This window comes from Mesorhizobium sp. P2_B5, assembly GCF_056404775.1.
In genome coordinates this window covers 233,911-255,727 of record NZ_JBFUDJ010000003.1, presented here as the reverse complement: position 1 = coordinate 255,727, position 21,817 = coordinate 233,911, and the positions used below count along the sequence as shown (strand labels likewise).

23 protein-coding genes are annotated in these 21,817 nt (G+C 61.7%); 17 read left to right on the top strand and 6 right to left on the bottom strand.

Annotated elements, in window-relative coordinates; genetic code table 11:
* Positions 1 to 62 precede the first annotated feature (62 nt).
* From AC1D1N_RS13910 to clpA, 4 genes are all read left to right on the top strand, one after another.
* On the top strand, positions 63 to 335 hold the full coding sequence (locus AC1D1N_RS13910; protein WP_477349161.1) for a hypothetical protein: 273 nt from the start codon (positions 63 to 65) through the stop codon (positions 333 to 335).
* A 1-nt stretch (position 336) separates the two neighbouring features.
* Positions 337 to 666 (top strand): phasin family protein, encoded by a 330-nt coding sequence (locus AC1D1N_RS13905; protein WP_477349159.1) that lies wholly within the window; start codon positions 337 to 339, stop codon positions 664 to 666.
* Between the two features lie 276 nt (positions 667 to 942).
* A complete protein-coding gene (clpS, locus tag AC1D1N_RS13900; RefSeq protein ID WP_477349510.1) occupies positions 943 to 1,269 on the top strand; it encodes an ATP-dependent Clp protease adapter ClpS in 327 nt (108 codons plus the stop codon).
* 6 nt (positions 1,270 to 1,275) lie between these two features.
* Positions 1,276 to 3,759 (top strand): ATP-dependent Clp protease ATP-binding subunit ClpA, encoded by a 2,484-nt coding sequence (gene clpA, locus AC1D1N_RS13895; protein WP_112561626.1) that lies wholly within the window; start codon positions 1,276 to 1,278, stop codon positions 3,757 to 3,759.
* A gap of 98 nt (positions 3,760 to 3,857) precedes the next feature.
* Here clpA and AC1D1N_RS13890 read toward each other — a convergent pair whose 3' ends face one another.
* The 5 genes from AC1D1N_RS13890 to AC1D1N_RS13870 form a co-directional block, all read right to left on the bottom strand.
* Positions 3,858 to 4,991, bottom strand: coding sequence for a phosphatase PAP2 family protein (locus AC1D1N_RS13890; RefSeq protein ID WP_477349157.1), 1,134 nt, complete (start codon positions 4,989 to 4,991; stop codon positions 3,858 to 3,860).
* 80 nt (positions 4,992 to 5,071) lie between these two features.
* Positions 5,072 to 5,503, bottom strand: a complete 432-nt coding sequence (locus AC1D1N_RS13885) for an HIT family protein (protein WP_112561627.1) — start codon at positions 5,501 to 5,503, stop codon at positions 5,072 to 5,074.
* Positions 5,504 to 5,697: 194 nt separating this feature from the next.
* Positions 5,698 to 6,912 (bottom strand): GNAT family N-acetyltransferase, encoded by a 1,215-nt coding sequence (locus AC1D1N_RS13880; RefSeq protein WP_477349155.1) that lies wholly within the window; start codon positions 6,910 to 6,912, stop codon positions 5,698 to 5,700.
* Positions 6,913 to 6,967: 55 nt separating this feature from the next.
* Positions 6,968 to 7,696: a glycerophosphodiester phosphodiesterase gene (locus AC1D1N_RS13875; protein ID WP_436261985.1), complete on the bottom strand. Its 729-nt coding sequence runs from the start codon at positions 7,694 to 7,696 to the stop codon at positions 6,968 to 6,970.
* 14 nt (positions 7,697 to 7,710) lie between these two features.
* Entirely contained in the window at positions 7,711 to 8,175 is a 465-nt protein-coding gene (locus AC1D1N_RS13870; RefSeq protein WP_112561629.1) for a RidA family protein, read from the bottom strand.
* A 139-nt stretch (positions 8,176 to 8,314) separates the two neighbouring features.
* On the opposite strand from AC1D1N_RS13870, the gene AC1D1N_RS13865 reads away from it, so the two are divergent.
* The 5 genes from AC1D1N_RS13865 (at position 8,315) to tsf (ending at position 12,051) form a co-directional block, all read left to right on the top strand.
* The gene (locus AC1D1N_RS13865; protein WP_477349153.1) at positions 8,315 to 9,145 is read left to right on the top strand and encodes a cell envelope integrity EipB family protein; all 831 of its coding nucleotides are present in this window, start codon (positions 8,315 to 8,317) and stop codon (positions 9,143 to 9,145) included.
* A 31-nt stretch (positions 9,146 to 9,176) separates the two neighbouring features.
* Complete coding sequence (locus AC1D1N_RS13860) at positions 9,177 to 9,455, top strand: DUF4031 domain-containing protein (protein WP_112561631.1); 279 nt, start codon at positions 9,177 to 9,179, stop codon at positions 9,453 to 9,455.
* Positions 9,452 to 10,063 (top strand): LysE family translocator, encoded by a 612-nt coding sequence (locus AC1D1N_RS13855; RefSeq protein ID WP_477349151.1) that lies wholly within the window; start codon positions 9,452 to 9,454, stop codon positions 10,061 to 10,063. The genes AC1D1N_RS13860 and AC1D1N_RS13855 overlap by 4 nt, the downstream gene beginning before the upstream one ends.
* A gap of 176 nt (positions 10,064 to 10,239) precedes the next feature.
* Positions 10,240 to 11,022 carry a 30S ribosomal protein S2 gene (gene rpsB / locus AC1D1N_RS13850; RefSeq protein WP_142865747.1) on the top strand — a complete coding sequence of 261 codons (783 nt, stop codon included), beginning with the start codon at positions 10,240 to 10,242 and terminating at the stop codon, positions 11,020 to 11,022.
* A gap of 108 nt (positions 11,023 to 11,130) precedes the next feature.
* Complete coding sequence (tsf, locus tag AC1D1N_RS13845) at positions 11,131 to 12,051, top strand: translation elongation factor Ts (protein ID WP_181057059.1); 921 nt, start codon at positions 11,131 to 11,133, stop codon at positions 12,049 to 12,051.
* Positions 12,052 to 12,088: 37 nt separating this feature from the next.
* Here the strand turns inward: tsf and AC1D1N_RS13840 are convergent, their stop codons facing one another.
* On the bottom strand, positions 12,089 to 13,015 hold the full coding sequence (locus AC1D1N_RS13840; RefSeq protein WP_436259866.1) for a LysR family transcriptional regulator: 927 nt from the start codon (positions 13,013 to 13,015) through the stop codon (positions 12,089 to 12,091).
* 114 nt (positions 13,016 to 13,129) lie between these two features.
* On the opposite strand from AC1D1N_RS13840, the gene AC1D1N_RS13835 reads away from it, so the two are divergent.
* From AC1D1N_RS13835 to bamA, 8 genes are all read left to right on the top strand, one after another.
* A complete protein-coding gene (locus tag AC1D1N_RS13835; RefSeq protein ID WP_477349149.1) occupies positions 13,130 to 13,657 on the top strand; it encodes a nuclear transport factor 2 family protein in 528 nt (175 codons plus the stop codon).
* 36 nt (positions 13,658 to 13,693) lie between these two features.
* Positions 13,694 to 14,803, top strand: a complete 1,110-nt coding sequence (locus AC1D1N_RS13830) for an aldo/keto reductase (protein WP_477349147.1) — start codon at positions 13,694 to 13,696, stop codon at positions 14,801 to 14,803.
* Between the two features lie 151 nt (positions 14,804 to 14,954).
* Entirely contained in the window at positions 14,955 to 15,677 is a 723-nt protein-coding gene (gene pyrH / locus AC1D1N_RS13825) for a UMP kinase (RefSeq protein ID WP_023671026.1), read from the top strand.
* Between the two features lie 97 nt (positions 15,678 to 15,774).
* The gene (gene frr, locus AC1D1N_RS13820; protein ID WP_112561637.1) at positions 15,775 to 16,329 is read left to right on the top strand and encodes a ribosome recycling factor; all 555 of its coding nucleotides are present in this window, start codon (positions 15,775 to 15,777) and stop codon (positions 16,327 to 16,329) included.
* Positions 16,310 to 17,083, top strand: a complete 774-nt coding sequence (locus tag AC1D1N_RS13815) for an isoprenyl transferase (RefSeq protein WP_352561640.1) — start codon at positions 16,310 to 16,312, stop codon at positions 17,081 to 17,083. The genes frr and AC1D1N_RS13815 overlap by 20 nt, the downstream gene beginning before the upstream one ends.
* 11 nt (positions 17,084 to 17,094) lie before the next feature.
* Positions 17,095 to 17,910 (top strand): phosphatidate cytidylyltransferase, encoded by an 816-nt coding sequence (locus AC1D1N_RS13810; protein ID WP_477349145.1) that lies wholly within the window; start codon positions 17,095 to 17,097, stop codon positions 17,908 to 17,910.
* Positions 17,911 to 18,014: 104 nt separating this feature from the next.
* The gene (rseP, locus tag AC1D1N_RS13805) at positions 18,015 to 19,157 is read left to right on the top strand and encodes an RIP metalloprotease RseP (RefSeq protein ID WP_477349143.1); all 1,143 of its coding nucleotides are present in this window, start codon (positions 18,015 to 18,017) and stop codon (positions 19,155 to 19,157) included.
* Positions 19,158 to 19,374: 217 nt separating this feature from the next.
* Positions 19,375 to 21,747, top strand: coding sequence for an outer membrane protein assembly factor BamA (gene bamA / locus AC1D1N_RS13800; RefSeq protein ID WP_477349140.1), 2,373 nt, complete (start codon positions 19,375 to 19,377; stop codon positions 21,745 to 21,747).
* Positions 21,748 to 21,817: the final 70 nt, after the last annotated feature.

Genomic DNA, 21,817 nt, shown 5'->3' with positions numbered 1-21,817 from the left:
TTTGAGGGAAGATGCGGATTTTGAACCGAAGACCGACAACGCCTGACGCACTGATAGTTCCTTTGAAACTCATTGCCCTGGAGGCGGCAAAGGGATCCGACCTCACTTGCCGTCAAACTATCGCGGCCTGCGTTACCAATCCGTTTATGGTAACCGGCGCGTTCACCATTTTCCTCGGGCTTGAGGCTTTCTTTATTCGAATTTTAGTCGTTGCCGACGCAGCGCGGCCCGATGCCGCAGAAATCTTGACTTTTGTGCAGCGCACAATATATTCTCCTGCATTGCACAACTGCGCTCAGGCAAGGGGCGCTTTAAAACCGCCAAGGGAGACGTGAAATGACCCAGACCTATGAGGACTTCTCGAAATACGGCAAAGAGTTTGCCGAGACCGGATTGAAGAGCTTCGCTTCGCTCTCCAAGGGCGCGCAGGCGATCGCCACCGAAGCTGGCGAATACACCAAGAAGAGCTTCGAAGCCGGCAGTGCCGCGGTCGAAAAGCTGATCTCCGCCAAGTCGCTGGAAAAGGCGATCGAGATCCAGTCCGACTTCGCCAAGCAGAGTTATGAGAGCTTCGTCGCCGAGGCGACCAAGTTCGGCGATCTCTATGCCGAGCTCGCCAAGGAGGCCTACAAGCCCTTCGAATCGATTGTCGCCAAGGCGAAGTAATTTCGCTTCAAAATACCAGGCACGGCCTTTCGGGCTTGCAAAACAGACCCGGTCGCGAATGCGCGGCCGGGTTTTTTCATGCCGGTTTCAATTCCGGGGCCTTGGCGGTTCACGATTTTGAAAATCGCCTCGGTTTGCCCACCTAGCCATATTGTCAGCTAACAAGAAGGGCTTAAAATCGTCCATCGAACACCTACATGTCGAACTCGCATGGGGATTCGAAAAAGGCAGGATTACGTGACTTCAGGTTTGACTGCCACGACAAGCGTGGTGCGGATGCAAAGTGATAGCGACGGCAATGAGGCCGGTCGCGGCACGGCCGTCATTACGCGCACGAAAACCAAGACCAAGAAGCCTAGCCTTTATCGGGTCCTTATCCTCAACGACGACTACACGCCCATGGAGTTCGTGGTTCACGTCCTGGAGCGTTTTTTTCAAAAGGACCGCGAAGCCGCCACACGCATCATGCTTCATGTTCATAATCATGGAGTGGGCGAGTGCGGGGTCTATACATTCGAGGTGGCCGAGACCAAAGTGTCCCAGGTCATGGATTTCGCCCGACAGAATCAGCATCCGCTGCAATGCGTGATGGAGAAGAAGTGAGGTAACATGCCGGCTTTCTCCCAAGGCCTGGAAAAGGCGCTTCACCAGGCGCTGACGCTCGCCAATGAGCGGCACCATGAATACGCAACCCTTGAACATCTGCTGCTCGCGCTCATCGACGACACCGAGGCGGCCGCCGTCATGCGCGCCTGCAACGTCGATCTCGACGAGCTGAAGCACACCGTTCTCACCTATATCGACACCGAACTCGACAACCTCGTCACTGGTTACGACGAGGATTCCAAGCCGACCGCCGGCTTCCAGCGCGTGATCCAGCGCGCGGTGATCCATGTGCAGTCATCCGGCCGCGAGGAAGTGTCCGGCGCCAACGTGCTCGTCGCCATCTTTGCCGAGCGCGAGAGCCATGCCGCCTATTTCCTGCAGGAACAGCAGATGACCCGCTACGACGCGGTCAACTACATCTCGCACGGCATCGCCAAGCGCCCGGGCGCATCGGAGACGCGCTCGCCGCGCGGCGCCGATGATGAGCAGGGCGGCCAGAACGGCGCCGAGCCGCAAGAGGAAGGCGGCAAGAAGAAGCAGCAGCAGGATGCGCTGACGGCTTATTGCGTCAACCTCAACAACAAGGCCAAGGCCGGCAAGATCGATCCGCTGATCGGACGCGAGAGCGAGATCAACCGCACCATCCAGGTGCTGTGCCGCCGCTCCAAGAACAATCCGCTCTATGTCGGAGATCCCGGCGTCGGCAAGACGGCGATTGCCGAAGGCCTGGCCAAGCGCATCGTCGAAGGCGATGTGCCGGAAGTGCTGCAGGACGCCACCATCTTCGCGCTCGACATGGGCACGCTTTTGGCCGGCACCCGCTATCGCGGCGATTTCGAGGAGCGGCTGAAGCAGGTCGTCAAGGAGCTCGAGGATTATCCGGGCGCCGTGCTGTTCATCGACGAGATCCACACCGTGATCGGTGCCGGCGCTACCTCGGGCGGCGCCATGGATGCGTCGAACCTGTTGAAGCCGGCGCTGTCTTCGGGTGCGATCCGTTGCATTGGCTCGACCACCTACAAGGAGTTCCGCCAGTTCTTCGAGAAGGACCGCGCTCTGGTGCGGCGCTTCCAGAAGATCGACGTCAACGAGCCGACCATCGAGGACGCCATCGAAATCATGAAGGGCCTCAAGCCCTATTATGAGGAGTTCCACAAGGTGAAGTTCACCAACGAGGCGATCAAGGCTTCGGTGGAGCTGTCGGCGCGCTACATCAACGACCGCAAGCTGCCGGACAAGGCGATCGACGTGATCGACGAGACAGGCGCCTCGCAGATGCTGGTGCCGGAGGCCAAGCGCAAGAAGACGATCGGCATCAAGGAGATCGAAGCCACGATCGCCACCATGGCGCGCATCCCGCCGAAGACGGTTTCGGCCGACGACGAGAAGGTGCTGCAAGGGCTCGATATCGAGCTGAAGCGCGTCGTCTACGGCCAGGACACCGCGATCACCGCGCTGACCTCGGCGATCAAGTTGGCACGCGCCGGCCTGCGCGAACCGGAAAAGCCAATCGGCTCTTACCTGTTCTCGGGTCCGACCGGCGTCGGCAAGACCGAAGTGGCCAAGCAGTTGGCTGCCTCGCTCGGCGTCGAGCTGATCCGCTTCGACATGTCGGAATATATGGAACGCCACACCGTCTCACGGCTGATCGGCGCGCCTCCCGGCTATGTCGGCTTCGACCAGGGCGGCCTGTTGACCGACGGCGTCGACCAGCATCCGCACTGCGTGCTGCTGCTTGACGAGGTGGAGAAGGCGCATCCCGACCTGTTCAACATCCTGTTGCAGGTCATGGACCACGGCAAGCTGACCGACCACAACGGCAAGCAGATCGACTTCCGCAACGTCATCCTGATCATGACCACCAATGCCGGCGCATCCGATGCGCAGCGCGCGGCGATCGGTTTCGGTTCGACCAAGCGTGAAGGCGACGATGTCGAGGCGATCAACCGGCTGTTCACGCCGGAATTCCGCAACCGTCTCGATGCGATCATCCCGTTCGGCTCGCTGCCGGTCCCGGTCATCCATCAGGTGGTGCAGAAGTTCGTCATGCAGCTCGAGGCCCAGCTTTCCGAGCGTGGCGTCACCTTCGACCTGTCGCCCGACGCGATCGCCTGGCTCGCCGACAAGGGCTATGACGAGCGCATGGGTGCGCGGCCGCTCGGCCGGGTCATCCAGGAGCACATCAAGAAGCCGTTGGCCGACGAGGTATTGTTCGGCAAGCTCAAGAAGGGCGGCACGGTGCGCGTCACCGTCGAGAAGAAGGAAACCGGCGAAACCGGCCTGAAGCTCGAATCGCTGGCCGACGAAGCCCCGGTGCAGCCGAAGCAGGAGCCGGAAGAGGCGCCGAAAGCCCGCAAGGCAGTGGCCAAGAAGCCTGTCGCAAAGAAGGCGGTGGCGCAAAAGCCCAAGGGCAAGGACGAGCCTGAGCCCAAGGGCAAGGACGGCGGCAAGCGCAGCCTGGTGCCGCAACTGCCACGCAAGGGCTAAAAAGTTCGCCAATGAAAAGGCCCCGGTGACGGGGCCTTTTTTCATGGCGGCCGGTTTGCCGAAACAGCGCCCGTGTTTTCAGGTCGGATGCTGCCAGGTCAGGCGGCGACGCCGTCGGGTGCGAAGCGGGCCAGGAAATGACCGCACGCCTTCCAGATGGCGATCGAGATCAGCACGCTCGCATAGCCATCCACGGCATAGTGCCAGCCAAGGACAACCGAACCGACCATGATGATTGCGGCGTATGCCCACATCAACAGGCCAACCAACTGCGAGCGGCGCGTTGCATAAAGCGCGAAAAGCACCGCCATCGCTACATGCATGGACGGGAAGGCGGATATGCCGAGACTGCCTGGGGTCGCCCCGATGTAGCCGCTCCACAAAATGTCCTGCGTGCTCAGCGCCCAGATCGGATAGATGCGATCGGCAGCAGCGAGCGCCTGCATCAGGGGATGATAGTCGCTGCCCAGCCCCAGCCGCTCGTAAAAGCACGGCCCTGCCGAAGACAGGCCCATCGCCAGGAAGAAACCCGCCAGTATCCATACGAGCATGAAGCTCACCAGGAACTGGTGGCGCAGCTTCGTGTCCTTGCGCGTGATGCAAGCGATGAAGACCGAGGCGATAAGGACGACGAACCAGAAATTGTAGACCAGGTTGAACGCTCTTACGGCGAGCGGCGACTGGACGATAAACCATAGCCATTCATGAGGAGCTCGACCGAAATGCAGCGCCCGGTCGGCCTGGGCCAATGCGTGGTCCCATGCGAATGGCGAAAGGATCGCGATCGCGCCTTTCAACACACCGAAAGCGGATATGAGCGCAATGCTCGCGGCCAGACCGTTCAGGCTGTTGGCGTTGCGCTCAGCGTCGCCAAAGAAACCACCCATCGACCTCAGAAAAGTGCCGAGCGGTCTAGGATCCCGCTTGATGAGCGCAAGGTGAAAAAAACTGCCGAGTGCGAAGGCGCAGCCGCCCATCCAGAAAGCGAACAGAAGATATAGGGCGTAGTCTTCCAGCACGCTGAAATCCGGCATGTTTCCGGTACGCAGGCCGACCGCGGCTGCCAAGAGCAAGGCAGCGATGGCCATCACGTGCAGCAGCCGGTGTCGCCGGTATGCGTCTGCCAAGATGCTCAGAAAGACCCGCCCGGCACCTGCTTTTGCCAGCGGTTCTGATGTCACAACCGAATTTCCCACGATTTTTGAAAACCCAAACGCACCACGGTACGGCAAGTTACCATGGCGTGGTTTGATACTTTCCTAACCGACGCGGTGGAATTTGCCCAAGCGCATCGTCTTGAGGCACCCCGGCTTCAACCGTTCAGCACTGCCCGGATCTTGGCCGCGTTCTCAGCCAGCACTTCGGGCTTCTCCATCTGTCCCGTATGCGGCTTGAGCGCGATGCCTTCGAACCGCGGGATGACATGGACATGCAGGTGATAGACGGTCTGGCCAGAGGCCGGTTCGTTGAACTGCAGGACGGTGACGCCGTCGGCGCCGAATGCTTTTTTGACCGCCAGCGCCACCTGCTTAACGACCGTGAACAGCGGGCCGAGCGTCGACGGATCGGCATCGAGCAGATTGCGCGACGGCGCCTTCGGCACAACCAGCGTGTGCCCGGGCCCCTGCGGCATTACATCCATGAAGGCAACCACCGCGTCATCCTCATAGACGCGGTGCGAGGGGATTTCGCCGCGCAGGATCTTTGCGAAGATATTGCTGGGGTCGTAGCTGGCTTCAGCCATGGCGGTGCTCCGGAATTGTGCCTCCCCGTGTAGCGAAGCCTCCCCAAACCGGCAAGTCAGTCAGGTGAGATCGGCCATGCCGGCTTGGACCAGCGCGCGACGGAAACGCCGTCCTTTGTCGACGCGATGTCGAAACAGGCGGCTGGATCGTCGTTGCGCAAGGCGGCACGGGTGGCGAGACCGGATCGAGACCGCTATTCCTCGAGGTCCTTGCGGAAAGGCGTGTGCTCTTCCAGAATTTCGCCCATTCGCTCGACCTCGCGCCGCTCACGCCGGAGATAATCTGCCACCGCATTGCGCAGGCCGGGATGCGCAATGTAATGCGCCGAATGCATGGTCACGGGACGGTAGCCGCGGGCCAGCTTGTGCTCACCCTGCGCACCCGCCTCAACCACCTTCAGCTTGCGCTCAATGGCGAAGTCGATGGCCTGGTGGTAGCAGACCTCGAAATGCAGGAAGGGGTGGTCCTCGATGCAGCCCCAATTGCGCCCGTAGAGCGCACCGGAGCCGATGAAGTTGATGGCGCCGGCGATATAGCGGCCGTTGCGTTTGGCCATCACCAGCAGGATGTCGTCGGCCATCCGCTCGCCGATCAGCGAGAAGAACTTGCGGTTGAGATAGGGCCGGCCCCATTTGCGGCTGCCGGTATCCATGTAGAAGGCAAAGAAATCGTCCCAGGCCTTTTCGGTCAGGTCCTTGCCGGTCAGCCGGTCGATCGAGATATCGTTGGCGAGCGCCTCGCGGCGCTCCTTCTTCATCGCCTTGCGCTTGCGCGATGCCAGCGTGGCAAGGAAGTCGTCATAGGTCGAAAAGCCCTCGTTGAAGAAATGGAACTGCTGGTCGGTGCGGTGCAGGAAACCGGATGCTTCTAGGGTGGCGACGTCGCTTTCCTGCGCGAAGGTGACATGCGCTGAGGACACACCGAGCTTTTCCGTCACCGCCTTCAGGCCTGCCGCGAGACCAGCTTTAACAGTCGCGCTATCCTCGCCCCTGCTGACCAGCAGGCGAGGGCCGGTGACAGGGGAGAACGGCACGGCGCACTGCAATTTTGGATAGTAGCGGCCCCCGGCGCGCTCGAATGCATCCGACCAGCCATGGTCGAAGACATATTCGCCCTGGCTGTGCGATTTGAGATAGCAAGGCACCGCGCCCAGCAGCCGGCCTTGCGCATCTTCCAGCCTGAGATGATGGCCCTGCCAGCCGGTGCGCCGCACGGCGCAGCCGGAATCCTCAAGCGCGCTCAGAAAAGCGTATGAAATCAGAGGGTTATAGCCGTTTTCTGTGCTGCCGCGCGTGGTGCCGGCAAAGCCGTTCCACTCATCGCATGTGAAGGCATTAATTCCAGCGGCGATGCGGATGGAAAACTCCGCATTCGCCGTTTGTCCATCGCCTTCGTCACCCTGATCCATGAGACTTATTTAAGCTCTGTGCGGGCCGCTACAAGTCACGTTTGAGGCACTCGTGTCAGGCGACTTTGACCAGATCGGGTTCGAACCCTTCGAAGGTCATCTGGTCTGCGTATTTGAAGGTGAGATCGACCGCCGGCTGGTCATGCACCGTCCAGGTAATGACAGGCATTTTCAGCTTTTCGCGCACGAAGCTGACGAACGGGTTCGGCAAATCGCCCGCGGCATAGGAGGTGAAGGCAAGGTCGTGCGCCAGCATGGCGAAATGCGCCTCGATCAACTGGTTGTCCCGGCCATAGGCCGTGAGCCCGCCCGGAATGCCAGGCGCATCTTTGGGGAAATCGCGGACCAGCCAATGGTCGAACGACATGATCGCGGCCTTGCCCCTGTAGCGCTTGAGCATCTTGCCGACGCTGGCCACCAGTCCCTCGTCATAGCCGGGCACGCCCTTCAGTTCGACCACCAGCGGCACGCGGCCGTCGACAAGGTCGAGCGCTTCCTGCAACGTCGGCACATGGTCCTTGGTGCCGCCGATCCTGAGTGCCGCCAGTTCCGCCGCCGTGCGTTGCCAGACGAAGCCGTCCTGACCGGTCAGCCGCTTGAGGTCGCCGTCATGTATGATGACGGGAACCCGGTCGGACGATAAATGCACGTCGCATTCGATCGCATAACCGCGCTCGGCGGCTGCCGCGAAGGCCGACAGCGTGTTCTCCCAGCGCGTCTTGTTCATGTCGTGGAGACCGCGATGCGCGACGGGACGGGCGGTCAGCCAGGAAAGGTCGGTCATGGTCGTGGCTCTGCTCATGCGACTTCGAAGACGGCTTCGATTTCCACTGCGGCATTAAGCGGCAGCGAGGCGGTGCCGACGGCAGAGCGGGCATGCTTGCCGCGTTCGCCGAGGACGGCGACCAGGAAATCGGAGGCGCCGTTGGCGACCAGATGCTGCTCGACGAAATCCGGCACTGATGCGACGAAGACGGTGATCTTGACCAGACGCTGGATCTTTTCGAGATCGCCAAGCGCCGCCTTGGCCTGCGCCAAAATGTTGACTGCGCAGTATTTTGCACCTTCCTTGCCGGCTGCCGTGTCGATGTCGCGGCCGAGCAGGCCGCTTGCCTGCAGCTTGCCGTCCTTGAGCGGCAACTGCCCGGCGGTGAACAAGAGATTGCCAGACCTGCAATAGGGCACATAGTTCGCGGCGGGTGCTGCGGCGGCCGGTAACGTCACGCCGAGATCGCTTAGCCGCTTTTCGATTGTTTCACTCATCGTATTTCCCTATTGCTTGGAGACGCTGCGCTGGCCGGGGCCGAAATTGCTATTTTTGCCTCGCTTCCGCCACGACTTTTTTTAAGCTGGACCATCTTTCCCTGCGGCCTGCCACCAGCCGCGACGATCGGAGCCCCCTATGCGCGCAACGCGCCTTGCCTTCCACGCCGTTCTTGTCCCGGCGCTGTTCTCGATGGCGCCCGCCTTTGCCGTGCCGGCATTGCAGGCGCATCGCGCCGTCTACGATCTTACGCTCAGCAAGGCGTCGGACCGTTCGGGGATCACTGGCATCTCCGGCCGCATGGTCTATGAGTTCAATGGCTCGCCCTGCGAGGGCTATACGGTAAAATTCCGTTTCGTCACCCAGATCGTCACCGGCGACAACACCCGGCTGACCGACCAGCAGACCACCACGTTCGAGGATGCGGAGGGCAAGACCTTCTCGTTCGTGACCAAATCCTTCGTCGACCAGAATCTCGACAAGGAGGTCAAGGGCATCGCCACGAAAGAGACCAAGGGCCTAAAGGTCGACATCGACAAGCCCGAGAAGAACAGCCTCGAACTCGCCGCCACCCAGTTCCCGACCCAGCATCTGGTCGAACTGATCGGCAAGGCCGAGAAGGGCGAGAATTTCTACGAAACCAGCCTGTTCGACGGTTCGGAAGACGCCAACAAGGTGATGACCACCACCGTCATCGTCGGCAAGAAGACCGAGGGCGACAAGACCGATCCCGAAGCGCCGGCGCTGGCCAAGCTTGCCGGCGACAAATACTGGCCGGTCGACATCGCCTATTTCGACGAGACCGACAAATCCGGCGAAGAGGTGCCGGAATACCGCATCTCCTTCAAGCTGCATGAAAACGGCATCACCCGCGACCTCACCATGGACTATGGCGAGTTCTCGATGACCGGCAAGCTGGTAAACCTGTCGCTGTTCTCCCAGACAAAGCCTTGCCCGGTCTCGAAATAACAACGATGCGGAGCTGGCCACGGCAGGCATGATGGCGGTGTATGTCGACGCGGCGATCTGGAAGTGGGCCGGCCATCGCTGGTGCCACCTGATGGCAGACGATACCGACGAGCTGCATCGTTTCGCCGCCGTGCTTGGCGTCAAGCGTTCGTCCTACCAGGGTCCGCCCAAGACATCGGCGCCGCACTATGACATAACCGGCTTCGAGCGCGACCGCGCGGTGCGGCTCGGCGCTATCGAATGCAGCCGCGAGGAGATCGTCGCGATCTTCCGGCGCGTGCGGGTACCCAACGGAAAGGGCCGATCGTGACTTTAACGGCATTCCTGGCCTACTGCCTTGCCATCACGCTTGCCGCCGCAACGCCGGGTCCGGCGATGTTCACGGTTATCACCAACGGAGTTTCGCGTGGGTTCCTGCGGGCCTTCGTCGCCGGAGTTGGCATCGCTGCCGGGGACGCCGTGTTGGTCACCCTGGCCCTGCTCGGACTGGTGGCGCTGGCCCAGACTTTCGAATGGGTGTTTCTCGCCTTGAAGTATGCCGGTGCGGCCTACCTGATCTTTCTCGGCGTCAAGATGTGGCGGGCCGCGCACGCGCAATCGACCGCGCAGGGGATGCCTCAAACCAGATTGTCGCGGTCGTTCCTGCTTGGCGCGTCCGTGGCGCTCGGCAACCCGAAGGCGATTTTGTTCCATGCTTCGATCATGCCGCTGATCCTCAACCTCGACACCATGACATTTGCCGATGGCCTGCTGGTGGTGGCCGTCGTCGTCACCGTCAACATCCTCACCATGGGCACCTACGCCGCGCTGGCGGGCAGGGCATCCGGCTGGTTCAGGACGCCCAAACGCATGCGGCTGATGAACCGGTTCGCCGGCAGCGCCATGATCGGCACCGGAGCGCTGATTGCCGCACGCTGAGTGGTGAAGTGCCATACGGCTTGCGTTTGCAGCACTTCCCCTCTATATGCGCGCTCATTCCACACACGGACTTTGGTGTCTGCCCGGGAGAAATCCGGCTGAAACCTCCGGTGGCGTTCGAGGACAAAGTCCAAAAATGCCTGTGTCCGTGGAGGCTAACCGGAAAGGAACTAAGAATGGCACTGCCTGATTTCAGCATGCGCCAGCTTTTGGAAGCTGGCATTCACTTCGGCCACCAGACCCACCGCTGGAACCCGAAGATGGCGCCCTACATCTACGGCGCCCGCAACAACATCCACATCATCGACCTCTCGCAGACGGTGCCTTTGCTGCACCAGGCGCTGAAGCAGGTTTCGGACACCGTCGCCAAGGGCGGCCGCGTGCTGTTCGTCGGCACCAAGCGCCAGGCGTCGGACATCGTCGCTGACGCGGCGCAGCGTTCGGCTCAGTACTACGTCAACTCGCGTTGGCTCGGCGGCATGCTGACCAACTGGAAGACGATCTCGAACTCGATCCAACGCCTGCGCAAGCTCGACGAGATGCTGGCCGGCGAAGCTCAGGGCCTGACCAAGAAGGAGCGCCTCAACCTCGACCGCGAGCGCGAGAAGCTCGACAAGGCGCTGGGCGGCATCAAGGACATGGGCTCGACGCCCGACCTGATGTTCGTCATCGACACCAACAAGGAAGCGATCGCCATCCTCGAGGCCAAGCGCCTCGGCATCCCGGTCGTCGCCATCATCGATTCGAACTGCGATCCGGACAAGATCGACTTCCCGATCCCCGGCAATGACGACGCGGCGCGCGCCATCCAGCTCTATTGCGACCTGATCGCCAAGGCTGCCATCGACGGCATCGCTCGCCAGCAGGGCGCGCTCGGCGTCGACATCGGTGCCTCGGTCGAAGCTCCGGTCGAGCCGGCGCTGGATCCGACCCCGGCGGCCGAGACCCCGGAAGCCTGATAGCGGAGGCCGGTCCCGGCCTTCATCTTTCTAATATTTTGGCACGCTAAACGGACGCATCACCGAGTACCGGTGGTGCGTCGGTGCATTTAAAACAAAGAGGCGACAATGAGCATTTCGGCTGCACAGGTCAAAGAACTCCGCGACTTGACGGGCGCGGGCATGATGGACTGCAAGGCGGCGTTGACCGAGACCAACGGCAACATGGAAGAGGCCGTCGACTGGCTGCGCAAGAAGGGCATCTCCAAGGCCGACAAGAAGGCCGGCCGTACTGCGGCAGAGGGCCTGATCGGTGTCGACAATGGTGTGCGCGAGGCTGCTGTCGTCGAAGTCAATTCCGAAACCGACTTCGTCGCCCGCAATGCTGCTTTCCAGGAAATCGTCGCCAACGTCGCCAAGGTTGCACTCGCCTATGGCACGACCGAAGCCGTGGCTGCCGCAAAGTACCCGGGTTCGGACAAATCGGTTGCTGACACCATCAAGGACGCTGTCGGCACGATCGGCGAGAACATGGGCTTCCGCCGCTCGGCCAAGCTGACCGTTCCGCATGGCGCGGTCGCGACCTATGTCCACAACGCGGTCGCCGACGGCCTTGGCAAGCTCGGCGTTCTGGTTGCGATCGAAACCACGGGCAATGAGCATGCCGCCAACGCCTTTGGCCGCCAGGTCGCCATGCATGTCGCCGCCACCAACCCAATGGCGCTGACGGCCGAGCAGATCGATCCGGCTGCGGTGGAACGCGAAAAGGCGATCTTCTCCGACCAGGCACGCCAGTCCGGCAAGCCGGAAGCGATTATCGAAAAGATGGTCGAGGGCCGCCTGCGCAAGTTCTACGAGGAAGTCGTGCTCTTGAAGCAGGCCTTCGTGCTCAATCCCGACATCACTGTCGAGAAGGCGCTCAAGGATGCCGAGAAGGAAATCGGCGCTCCGGCCAAGATCTCCGCCTATCTGCGCTTTGCGTTGGGCGAAGGCATCGAAAAGGAAGAGACCGATTTCGCGGCGGAAGTCGCGGCTGCGGTGAAGAAATAATCCTTGGAAATAGCCCCTGAAAAAGGGGCTTCTCAGCTCAGGCAACTCGGCCGGGTGTCCGCAAGGATGCTCGGCCGATTTCTTGTGCGGTATCGATGAAGGCCCTGAGCTTCGGCGCCATCGAAGCCCGGCGCGGGAAGTAAAGGAAGAGGCCGGGCTCTTCGATCGCCGTTTGCGGCAGGATCTGCACGAGGCGGCCGGCGGCCAATTCCGCGCGCACCAGCGGCTCGAACACATAGGTCAGCCCGACGCCGGCAAGCGCAAGGTCGATCGCGGCGAGCGAATCCGTAACGATGACATTGCCCTTCGTCTCGACCACGACATCCTTGCCGTCTTCGGTCAGGTCCCAGCGATAGAGCGCGCCGGAGCGGACGAGCCGGTAGCCGACGCAATTGTGATTGGCGAGATCGGCCACGCTGCGCGGGCGGCCATGCCGGCCGACATAGGCGGGAGAGGCAACGATGACGGCCCTGAATGGTGGCGTCAGCCGGACCGTCACCATGTCTTGCGCGATCATCTCGCCCAGCCGGATGCCGGCATCGAAACCTTCGCCGACAATGTCGATGAGTCCCTGGTCGGTGAGCAATTCGACAGTCACATCCGGATAACGGTCCGCCATCGCAGCGACCACAGGCGTGACGGCAAGCGGAATAGCGATGTTGGGGACGTTGAGCCTGAGCAGACCCGACGGTCGGCCCTTGATGGCGTGGATGCGGTCCATCCGTTCGGCAATGTCCTGAAGGGCAGGGGCCGCCGTCTCCACCAGCGCCTTGCCGGCTTCCGTCAATGAAACGCTGCGCGTCGTGCGTGCAAACAACGGCTGACCGATGCGCTCCTCGACAAGGCGCACGGCATGGCTGACCGCGGATGGGGACATGCCGAGTTCGGCCGCGGCAAGCGCAAAGCCGCCACGTCGGGCGACGGCGACGATGACAGGCAGATGAGTGAGCAGGTCGCGGTCCATTCATGAATGATATCGCATAGTCCTTGCGAACAATTCAATCTTCTCGGTGCCGGCTGCGCGGCCCACATTGCCGCCAACAGGTCGGCGGTGGCCGATACACAAAGGAGAAGAGACATGAATGCCCTGAAACACATGACCTTCGCCGCAGGCTTGGCCCTGGCGCCGGCCGATGCCGGCGGCGCCGAGCCGTTCGGCTGGCGCGCGCTCGCCGACGAACGCGCCGTCATCCGCATAGCCGACGCCATTGACCGTGCCGTCGATGCGCAGGACTGGAAGCTTGCCCGTTCCTATTTCGCCGATCGCGTCACCGTCGACTTCAGCAGCCTGTCGGGACAGCCCGCGGCCACCATCGCCTCCGACGATCTGATCGGCACCTGGGCCGGCAACCTCCGCGGCAGCAAGACCAGCCTGCATCTGCGCACCAACCACCAGGTGGTTCTCGAGGCGGATGCGGCCAGCGTCTCCTCAAACGGCTATGCCTGGAACCGGATGGAAGGCAATGGCGACCCGCTGTGGGAAGTCTGGGGCACCTACGAGCATCATCTGGTCCGCTCAGGCGCCGGCTGGAAAGTCGACGGCTTCATTTTCCGCGCCAAGCATGAGCGCGGCAATCCCTGGGTCAAGGCAACCCCCGGCCAGTAAGTCGGCATCATTCAGATCAGCATCGGAAGAAACATCATGACCATGACCTATTACACGCTCGGCAACAGCGGCCTGCGCGTCAGCCGGCTGGCGCTGGGGACCATGACCTTCGGCACCGAATGGGGCTGGGGGGCGGACAGGGAAACGGCGCGCGCCATGGTCGACGCCTATGTCGACGCTGGCGGCAATTTCTTCGACACTGCCGATCTCTACACCGGCGGCACGAGCGAGACTTGGCTCGGCGAATTCATCGCCGAGCGCGGCTTGCGCGACAAGGCGGTGATCGCCACCAAATTCACCTTCAACGCGGACCCTGGCAATCCCAACGCCGGCGGCAATGGGCGCAAGAACATCTTGCGCGCCGTCGACGCCTCGCTGAGGCGGCTGGGCACCGATTACATCGACCTCTACCTCCTCCATGTCTGGGATCAGCTGACGCCGGTCGAGGAGGTCATGCGCACGCTGGATGATCTCGTGCGCGCCGGCAAAATTCGCCATGTCGGCCTGTCCGATGTGCCGGCTTGGTATGCGGGTCGCGCGCAAACGATCGCCGAATGGCGCGGCTACGAGCCGGTGTCGGCCCTGCAGCTCGAATATTCGCTGGCCGAGCGTTCGATCGAGCATGAATTCGTGCCCTTCGGCACTCGCCATGGCGCAGGCATCATGGTGTGGAGCCCGCTGGCCAGCGGCCTGCTAAGCGGCAAATACCGGCCGACGCAGGATGGCAATGCCGGCCGGCTCGACGGCTTTCGCAACACCACCCATCCGGGGTTCCAGAAATTCACCGACCGAAACTGGGCGATCGTGGCGGAACTCGAAAATGTCGCCGCTGAGCTCGGGCGCAGCATGCCCCAGGTCGCTGTCAACTGGGCGGCAACGCAACCGGGCATTGCCACCGTGATCCTTGGCGCCACCAAACTGGGGCAGTTGCAGGACAATCTGGCGGCGATGGATTTCGAGATCCCCGCCGAGTTGCGCGCACGACTGGATACGGTCAGCAAGACGCCGCCGCCATTCCCCTATTCCTTTTTCGGTTCCGAGATTCAGGCCCGGGTTACCGGCGGCGCCGTGACCGGCGATAAGCCGTCTGGCTATGCGCCGCCGTTGGTGGTCGAAGGCGCCGCCGTCAGCATCACCAGCAACTGACAGGCCGCGACGATACGGGCGGAATTGGCGAGGGGCGCCGCGTGACATCGCGGCGCCCTTCGTGTATCGGAACTCGGCATCGCGCCAGCGGCGGCGCCCGTGCGAGGGCGGCCCGCCCGGGCGCGCCACACGCAATAATGACGAGGTCCAGATGACGGCAAAGCCCCTCTATCGACGTGTCTTGCTGAAAGCGTCGGGCGAAGCGTTGATGGGCGAACAGCATTTCGGCATCGATGTCTCGGTCGTCGACCGCATCGCGGCCGACATCGCCGAAGCTCGCGCGCTCGGCATCGAGGTCGGCGTTGTGATCGGCGGCGGCAACATTTTTCGCGGTGTGGCGGTAGCGTCCAAGGGTGGCGACCGCGTCACCGGCGACCATATGGGCATGCTTGCCACGGTCATCAACTCGCTGGCGCTGCGCACCTCGCTGAACAAGATCGGCGTCGATGCCGTCGTGCTGTCGGCGATCGCCATGCCCGAACTGTGCGAGAGTTTTTCCCAGCGCCAGGCCACCGCCTATATGAACCAGGGCAAGGTCGTTATTTTCGCCGGCGGTACCGGCAATCCGTTTTTCACCACCGATTCGGCCGCAGCCTTGCGCGCCGCCGAGATCGGCGCCGACGCTCTGTTCAAGGGCACCCAGGTCGACGGTGTTTATTCCGCCGATCCCAAGAAGGATCCGAATGCGACCCGCTTCGAGCGCATCAGCCACGCCGAAGTCATCAACAAGGGCCTTTCGATCATGGATACCGCCGCAATTGCACTTGCGCGCGAAAACAACATCCCGATAATCGTCTATTCGATCCACGAAAAAGGTGGTTTCGGCGATATTCTGAGGGGCGGCGGCCGTTGCACGATCGTCGCCGACGAGTGATCCGGGGTATACTCTCCGGAAGGGGATCAGGTTTTCGAAAGCGGGCTATTCGGGCCCTAAGCAGTGAACCCGGGTCAAACGGGTCGAGGAGACTAAGATGAGTGGTGAGTTCGACGACCTCAAGCGGCGCATGGATGGCGCGATCGCAGCCTTCAAGCACGACCTGGCTTCGCTGCGCACCGGCCGCGCCTCCAGCAATCTGCTCGACGCCATCCAGGTCCAGGCCTATGGCACCACCATGCCGATCAACCAGGTGGCGAACGTGTCGGTGCCGGAGCCGCGCATGATTTCGGTCTCAGTCTGGGATAAGTCGATGGTCGGCGCCGTCGACCGCGCTATCAGAGAATCCAATCTCGGCTTCAATCCGATCGTCGATGGCACCAATCTCAGAATTCCGCTGCCCGAGCTCAACGAGCAGCGCCGCAAGGAACTGGTCAAGATTTCGCACGGCTACGCCGAGAACGCCCGCGTTGCGGCGCGCCATGTCCGCCGCGACGGCATGGATTTCTTGAAGAAGGCGGAAAAGGACGGCGATATCAGCGAGGACGATCAGCGCAAGCGCTCCGATCAGGTCCAGAAGCTGACCGACGAAACGATCAGCACCATCGATCACCTGCTTTCCGATAAGGAAGCTGAAATCATGCAGGTTTAGGGTCGGCCCACACCGGCCCGAAAGCGAGACCATGGCAACGCCCGCGCATGTCGCGATCATCATGGATGGAAACGGACGCTGGGCCAAGGCGCGCGGCTTGCCGCGGCTTGCTGGCCATCGCGCCGGCGTCGAGGCGCTGCGCAAGACGGTGCGCGCTGCGCCCGGTCTCGGCATTTCCTTCCTGACCGTCTACGCCTTTTCGTCGGAGAACTGGTCGCGGCCCAAATCCGAAGTCAGCGACCTGATGGGACTGTTGAAGCTGTTCATCCGCCGCGATCTGGCCGAACTGCACCAGAGCGGCGTGCGCGTCAGGATCATCGGCGACAGGGCAGGGCTGCAGCCGGACATCAGAGGCCTGCTCGAAGAGGCCGAATCGCTGACCGCCCGCAATGAAGCGCTGACGCTTATCATCGCCTTCAACTATGGCGGGCGCGACGAGATCGTGCGCACGGCGCGCAAGCTCGCAGCCGCCGTGGCGCGCGGCGAGATCGACAGCGAGGCGATCACGGCGGAATCTTTTGCCGGCGCCCTCGATACCGCGGGCATTCCCGACCCGGAGCTGGTCATTCGCACCAGCGGCGAGCTTCGGCTGTCGAACTTCCTTTTGTGGCAGGCAGCCTACAGCGAACTGGTCTTCCTGCCCTGCTATTGGCCCGATTTCAGCCGCGAACACCTGGCCGACGCACTGCGCGACTTCGCCGGCCGCGAGCGCCGCTTCGGCGGGCTCGCCGCCCAAGATGTCGCCGCCTCGTGACCGGCGGCGGGATGAACAATCTTCAGCTTCGCATCGTCTCGGCGCTGGTGCTGGCCGCAATAGCACTTGGCCTGACCTGGTTGGGCGGGCTGTGGTTCCGCCTGCTTTGCGCCGGCATGGCGGCAGTCATCTTCTATGAATGGGCGCGCATGTCGCGCCCTGCCGCCGGTGCGGCCCTCGGATTCGTTCCAGAGGCGTTGCTTCTGGTTTTCGTCGGCGCCCTGATCGTCGGCGTGCCGGCGTCATGGCTGCTGTCTCTTGTCCTGGCCATGGTTGTCGTTGCGGCGGTCGGCGCACGCATGCGCGGAACCGCGCAATGGGATGCCGCCGGCCTTGCCTACGCAGCGCTGTCCGGCCTGTCGCTGGCGTTATTGCGCGACGGCGACCGTTCCGGCATGGTCGCGATCCTGTTTTTGTTCGCCGTGGTCTGGGCGACCGACATCTTTGCGTATTTCGTCGGCCGCGCCGTCGGCGGGCCTAAGCTTGCGCCATCGATTTCACCCGGCAAGACACAGAGCGGCGCGCTTGGCGGTGCTGTCGGCGGCGTGGTCGCCGGCGTGCTTCTGGCCGCCGCCGCCGGAGCCGGCAATCTTGGCGTCCTCGCTTTGGTCGCGTTGGTGTTGTCCATTGTCGCTCAGGCTGGCGACCTCTTCGAATCCTGGGTCAAGCGCCGGCACGGCCGCAAGGATTCCAGCGCGTTGATACCAGGGCACGGCGGCGTCATGGACAGGGTGGATGGGCTTGTCGCGGCGGCTTTTGCCCTATACGTCATCGGTTGGATTTCGGCGGGCGCCGATCATCCGGCGCAGGGGCTTTTTCCGGCTTGAGCGGCATTTGACGGCGAAGAAATGGCGCGTGCCACGGATTCGCCTGGATTGATGTCACAGTCGCGGCGTCACCTTTTCGCCGTGGGTGAATTTGAGGGCACGACTTGAACGAGATACTTCACGCGTTTTTCAGCACGCAAGGCTTTGTCCTCGGCACGCTGGTGCCGTTTCTGTTCGTGCTGACCGTCGTCGTCTTCGTTCACGAAATGGGCCACTACCTCGTCGGCCGCTGGTGCGGCATCGGCGTAAAAGCCTTCTCGATCGGCTTCGGCCCCGAGCTTTTCGGCTTCAACGACAGCCACGGAACGCGCTGGAAGCTTTGCGCAATACCGCTTGGCGGCTATGTCAAATTCGTCGGCGACATGAGCGCCACATCGAGCCAGCCCGGCACGGAAGAGCTGGAGAAACTGACCGATGCCGAACGCGAAGTTGCCTTCCACACACGGCCGATCTGGAAGCGCGCGGCCACGGTGGTTGCCGGGCCGCTGTTCAACTTCCTTTTGACCATCGCCGTCTTCACCGTGATGTTTTCTCTCTATGGCCGCCCGGTGCTGGAGCCGATGGTGGCTCAAGTCACCGCCGATAGCCCGGCGGAAAAGGCCGGCATTTTGCCCGGCGATCGATTCGTCGCCGTCAACGGCAGCAAGGTTGAGACCTTCGCCGACGTCCAGCGCCTTGTGCAGGGTCGCGCCGGCGACTCGCTCACCTTTACGATGCTGCGCGATGGCAAGGAGATCACCGTCACCGCGACGCCGGAGTTGATGGAACAGCAGGACGCGCTGGGCAACAAAACCAAGGTGGCCGTCATCGGCGTCGTCAACAACAAGGAGCTCGGTCAGCCGAGAGTGATCACCTACAGTCCGATTGGCGCGCTCGGAGCGGCGGTAGAGCAGACGGGGCAGGCCATTCAGGGCACTGGCAATTTCCTGCAACGTTTCGTTGTCGGCCGCGAGGACAAATGCCAGCTGGGCGGTCCGATCAAGATCGCCAAGATGTCGGGCCAGGCGGCCAAACTCGGCTTCGAATGGCTGGTGCAACTTGTTGCATTGCTGTCAGTCGGGATCGGAATTCTGAACCTTTTGCCGATTCCCCCCCTCGACGGCGGCCATCTCCTGTTCTACGCCATCGAAGCCGTTTTTCGACGTCCGGTATCGGAGCGGATGATGGAAATGGGGTACCGGGCCGGCCTCTTTCTGGTGCTGGGATTTATGGGCTTCGTTTTCTGGAATGATCTGTTTGGGTGCTGAAATCATGAAGAAATTCGGCTTCGGCACCGGCAATGTTGAGACGCCGTTTACCATGCACGGGGGTATGCGTGACGCGAAAGCCACGCATCAGGGTTAAGTAATTACAAATTAACCAGAAGCCTTGCGTGTAGGGAAAATCCGGTTAATACGGTAGGGGAAATTACCGCACGTCCGGTTTTCTCGCCGTGGGGACTTCGAGAAAAGGTACAAAAGCCCGATGAAGGCAGCATCCAAGTTTTTGAGCGCCGCGTCCGCGGTGGCTATGTCCGCCGCTCTGGTTGTGCCAGGCGCGCTCGCCGTGCAGTTCGTTGCCACATCTGCTGCGCAGGCGGCCGTTGTCTCGAGAGTCGAGGTCAGCGGTAACCAGCGTGTCGACGCCGACACCATCCGCAATTACATCTCGATCAAGCCCGGCAAGGCGTTTTCCAGCGCCGATATCGACGATGCGGTCAAGGCGCTGTTCGGCACCGGGCTGTTCTCGGACGTCCAGATCAACCAGGTCGGCTCGGCGCTGGTCGTCAAGGTGTCTGAATATCAGGTGGTCAACCAGGTCCTGTTCCAGGGCAACAAGAAGCTCAAGGACAACGCGCTGGCAATTGCGGTGCAGTTGAAGCCGCGCAGCACCTTCTCGCAGGCAACGCTCGATTCCGACGTCGAGGCGGTAAAGGCCGCCTACAGGCGCATCGGCCGTGACGATGCCGCCGTGACGACGCAGATCATGGATCTCGGCGACAACCGTGTGAACGTGGTCTTCAACATCAACGAAGGCGGCCGCACCAAGATCGCCGCAGTCAATTTTGTCGGCAACAGCGCCTATTCGAGCCGCCGCCTGTCCGACGTCATCGCCACCAAGCGCTCGAGCTTCCTGTCCTTCGTGCTGCGTGATGACGTCTATGACGAGGACAAGCTGCGCGCCGACCAGGAGACGCTGCGTCGCTTCTACTACAATCACGGCTATGCCGACTTCCAGGTGGTCTCCGCAGTCGGCGAACTCGACGACACGACCAACCAGTACACCGTTACCATCACCGTGCAGGAAGGCGATCGCTACACGTTCGGCGATGTCAGCGTCGAGAGCACCATTCCGGAAGTCGATTCGAAGTCGCTGGAATCGGTGGTCCAGACCCGCAAGGGCGACGTCTACAACGCCAAGGATGTCGAGGACACGATCATCGCGCTGACCGAGAAGGTCGCGGGTTCAGGCTATGCCTTCGCCCAGGTCACGCCGCGCGGCGATCGCAACTTCGAAAACCACACCATTTCGGTCGTCTATACGATCGACCAGGGCACCAAGGCCTATATCGAGCGCATCGAAATCCGCGGCAACGATCGCACGCGCGACTATGTCATTCGCCGCGAGTTCGACGTCAGCGAAGGTGACGCCTTCAACCAGGTTTTGATCCAGCGCGCGAAGAAGCGGCTGGAAGCGCTGGATTATTTTGAGAAAGTCGACATCTCGACTGTTCCCGGTTCCGAGCCTGATCAGGTCGTGCTGGTGGTCGACGTGGTCGAGAAGTCGACCGGCGAGTTCTCGGTCGGCGCCGGCTATTCGACCGGTGGCGAGACTGCAGGTCCGTCCGTCGAAGGTTCGATCGCGGAGCGCAACTTCCTCGGTCGCGGCCAGTACATCAAGGTCTCGGCCGGTGGCGGCAAGAACTCGCGCGACTACAGCCTCTCCTTCACCGAGCCCTATTTCCTCGGACGCCGTATCGCAGCTGGCTTCGATATCTTCCAGCAGACCCGGAATTTCAGCAAATACGACAGCGAGACGCTGGGCGCGACAGTTCGGTTCGGTTTGCCGATCACCGACAATATCTCGACCCAGCTGGCGTACAATATCGCCCAGGAGAAGTACAAGCTCGACGACGGTTGCGATGACACGCCTCACGATGGCGTTCCCGACGCCGACTGCGACATATCTCCTGCGATCGTCGAGGGAATTGACGAAAGCCCGTGGATCAAGTCATCGGTTAGCCTTGGGCTGGTCTACAACACCATCGACGACATGAAGAGCCCGCATGAAGGTATCTACGCCACCACGACGGTGGAAGTGGCTGGCCTTGGTGGTGATGCTAAATTCGTCAAGGTTACCGGTCGTGGCACTGTCTACCAAACCTTGTCCGAACAGTTGGATCTGGTCGGCCTGATCTCAGGCGGCGCTGGCCATATTGCGGGCTATGGCGATAACGGCCTGCGTATCTTCGATCAGTTCCAGAGCAGCGACCGCATGATCCGCGGTTTCGAGTATGGTGGCATTGGCCCTGCGGACGTCAATACGGGTGACCATCTCGGCGGCACCACCTATTTCAATGCGTCGGCGGAAGCCCAGTTCCCGGTACCGGTCATTCCGGAAAGCTTCGGCCTGCGTGGCGCAGTGTTTGCAGATGCCGCCACACTGTATGGCAGTGCGATTGACACCACTGGTGTCACCCAAACCTCAACTGACATGAAGCTGCGCGCCTCGGTTGGTGTCGGTTTGTTGTGGTCGTCGCCTTTCGGCCCGATCCGCATCGACTACGCGATCCCGGTCAAGAAAGAGTCGACCGACGACGTGCAGGAATTCAACTTCGGCATGTCGAGCCGCTTCTGACGTTCGGGTAACGATGCTTCCGGGCCGTTAGGGTCCGGAAGAAACTGATCCGACCTAGCTGGATATTGCT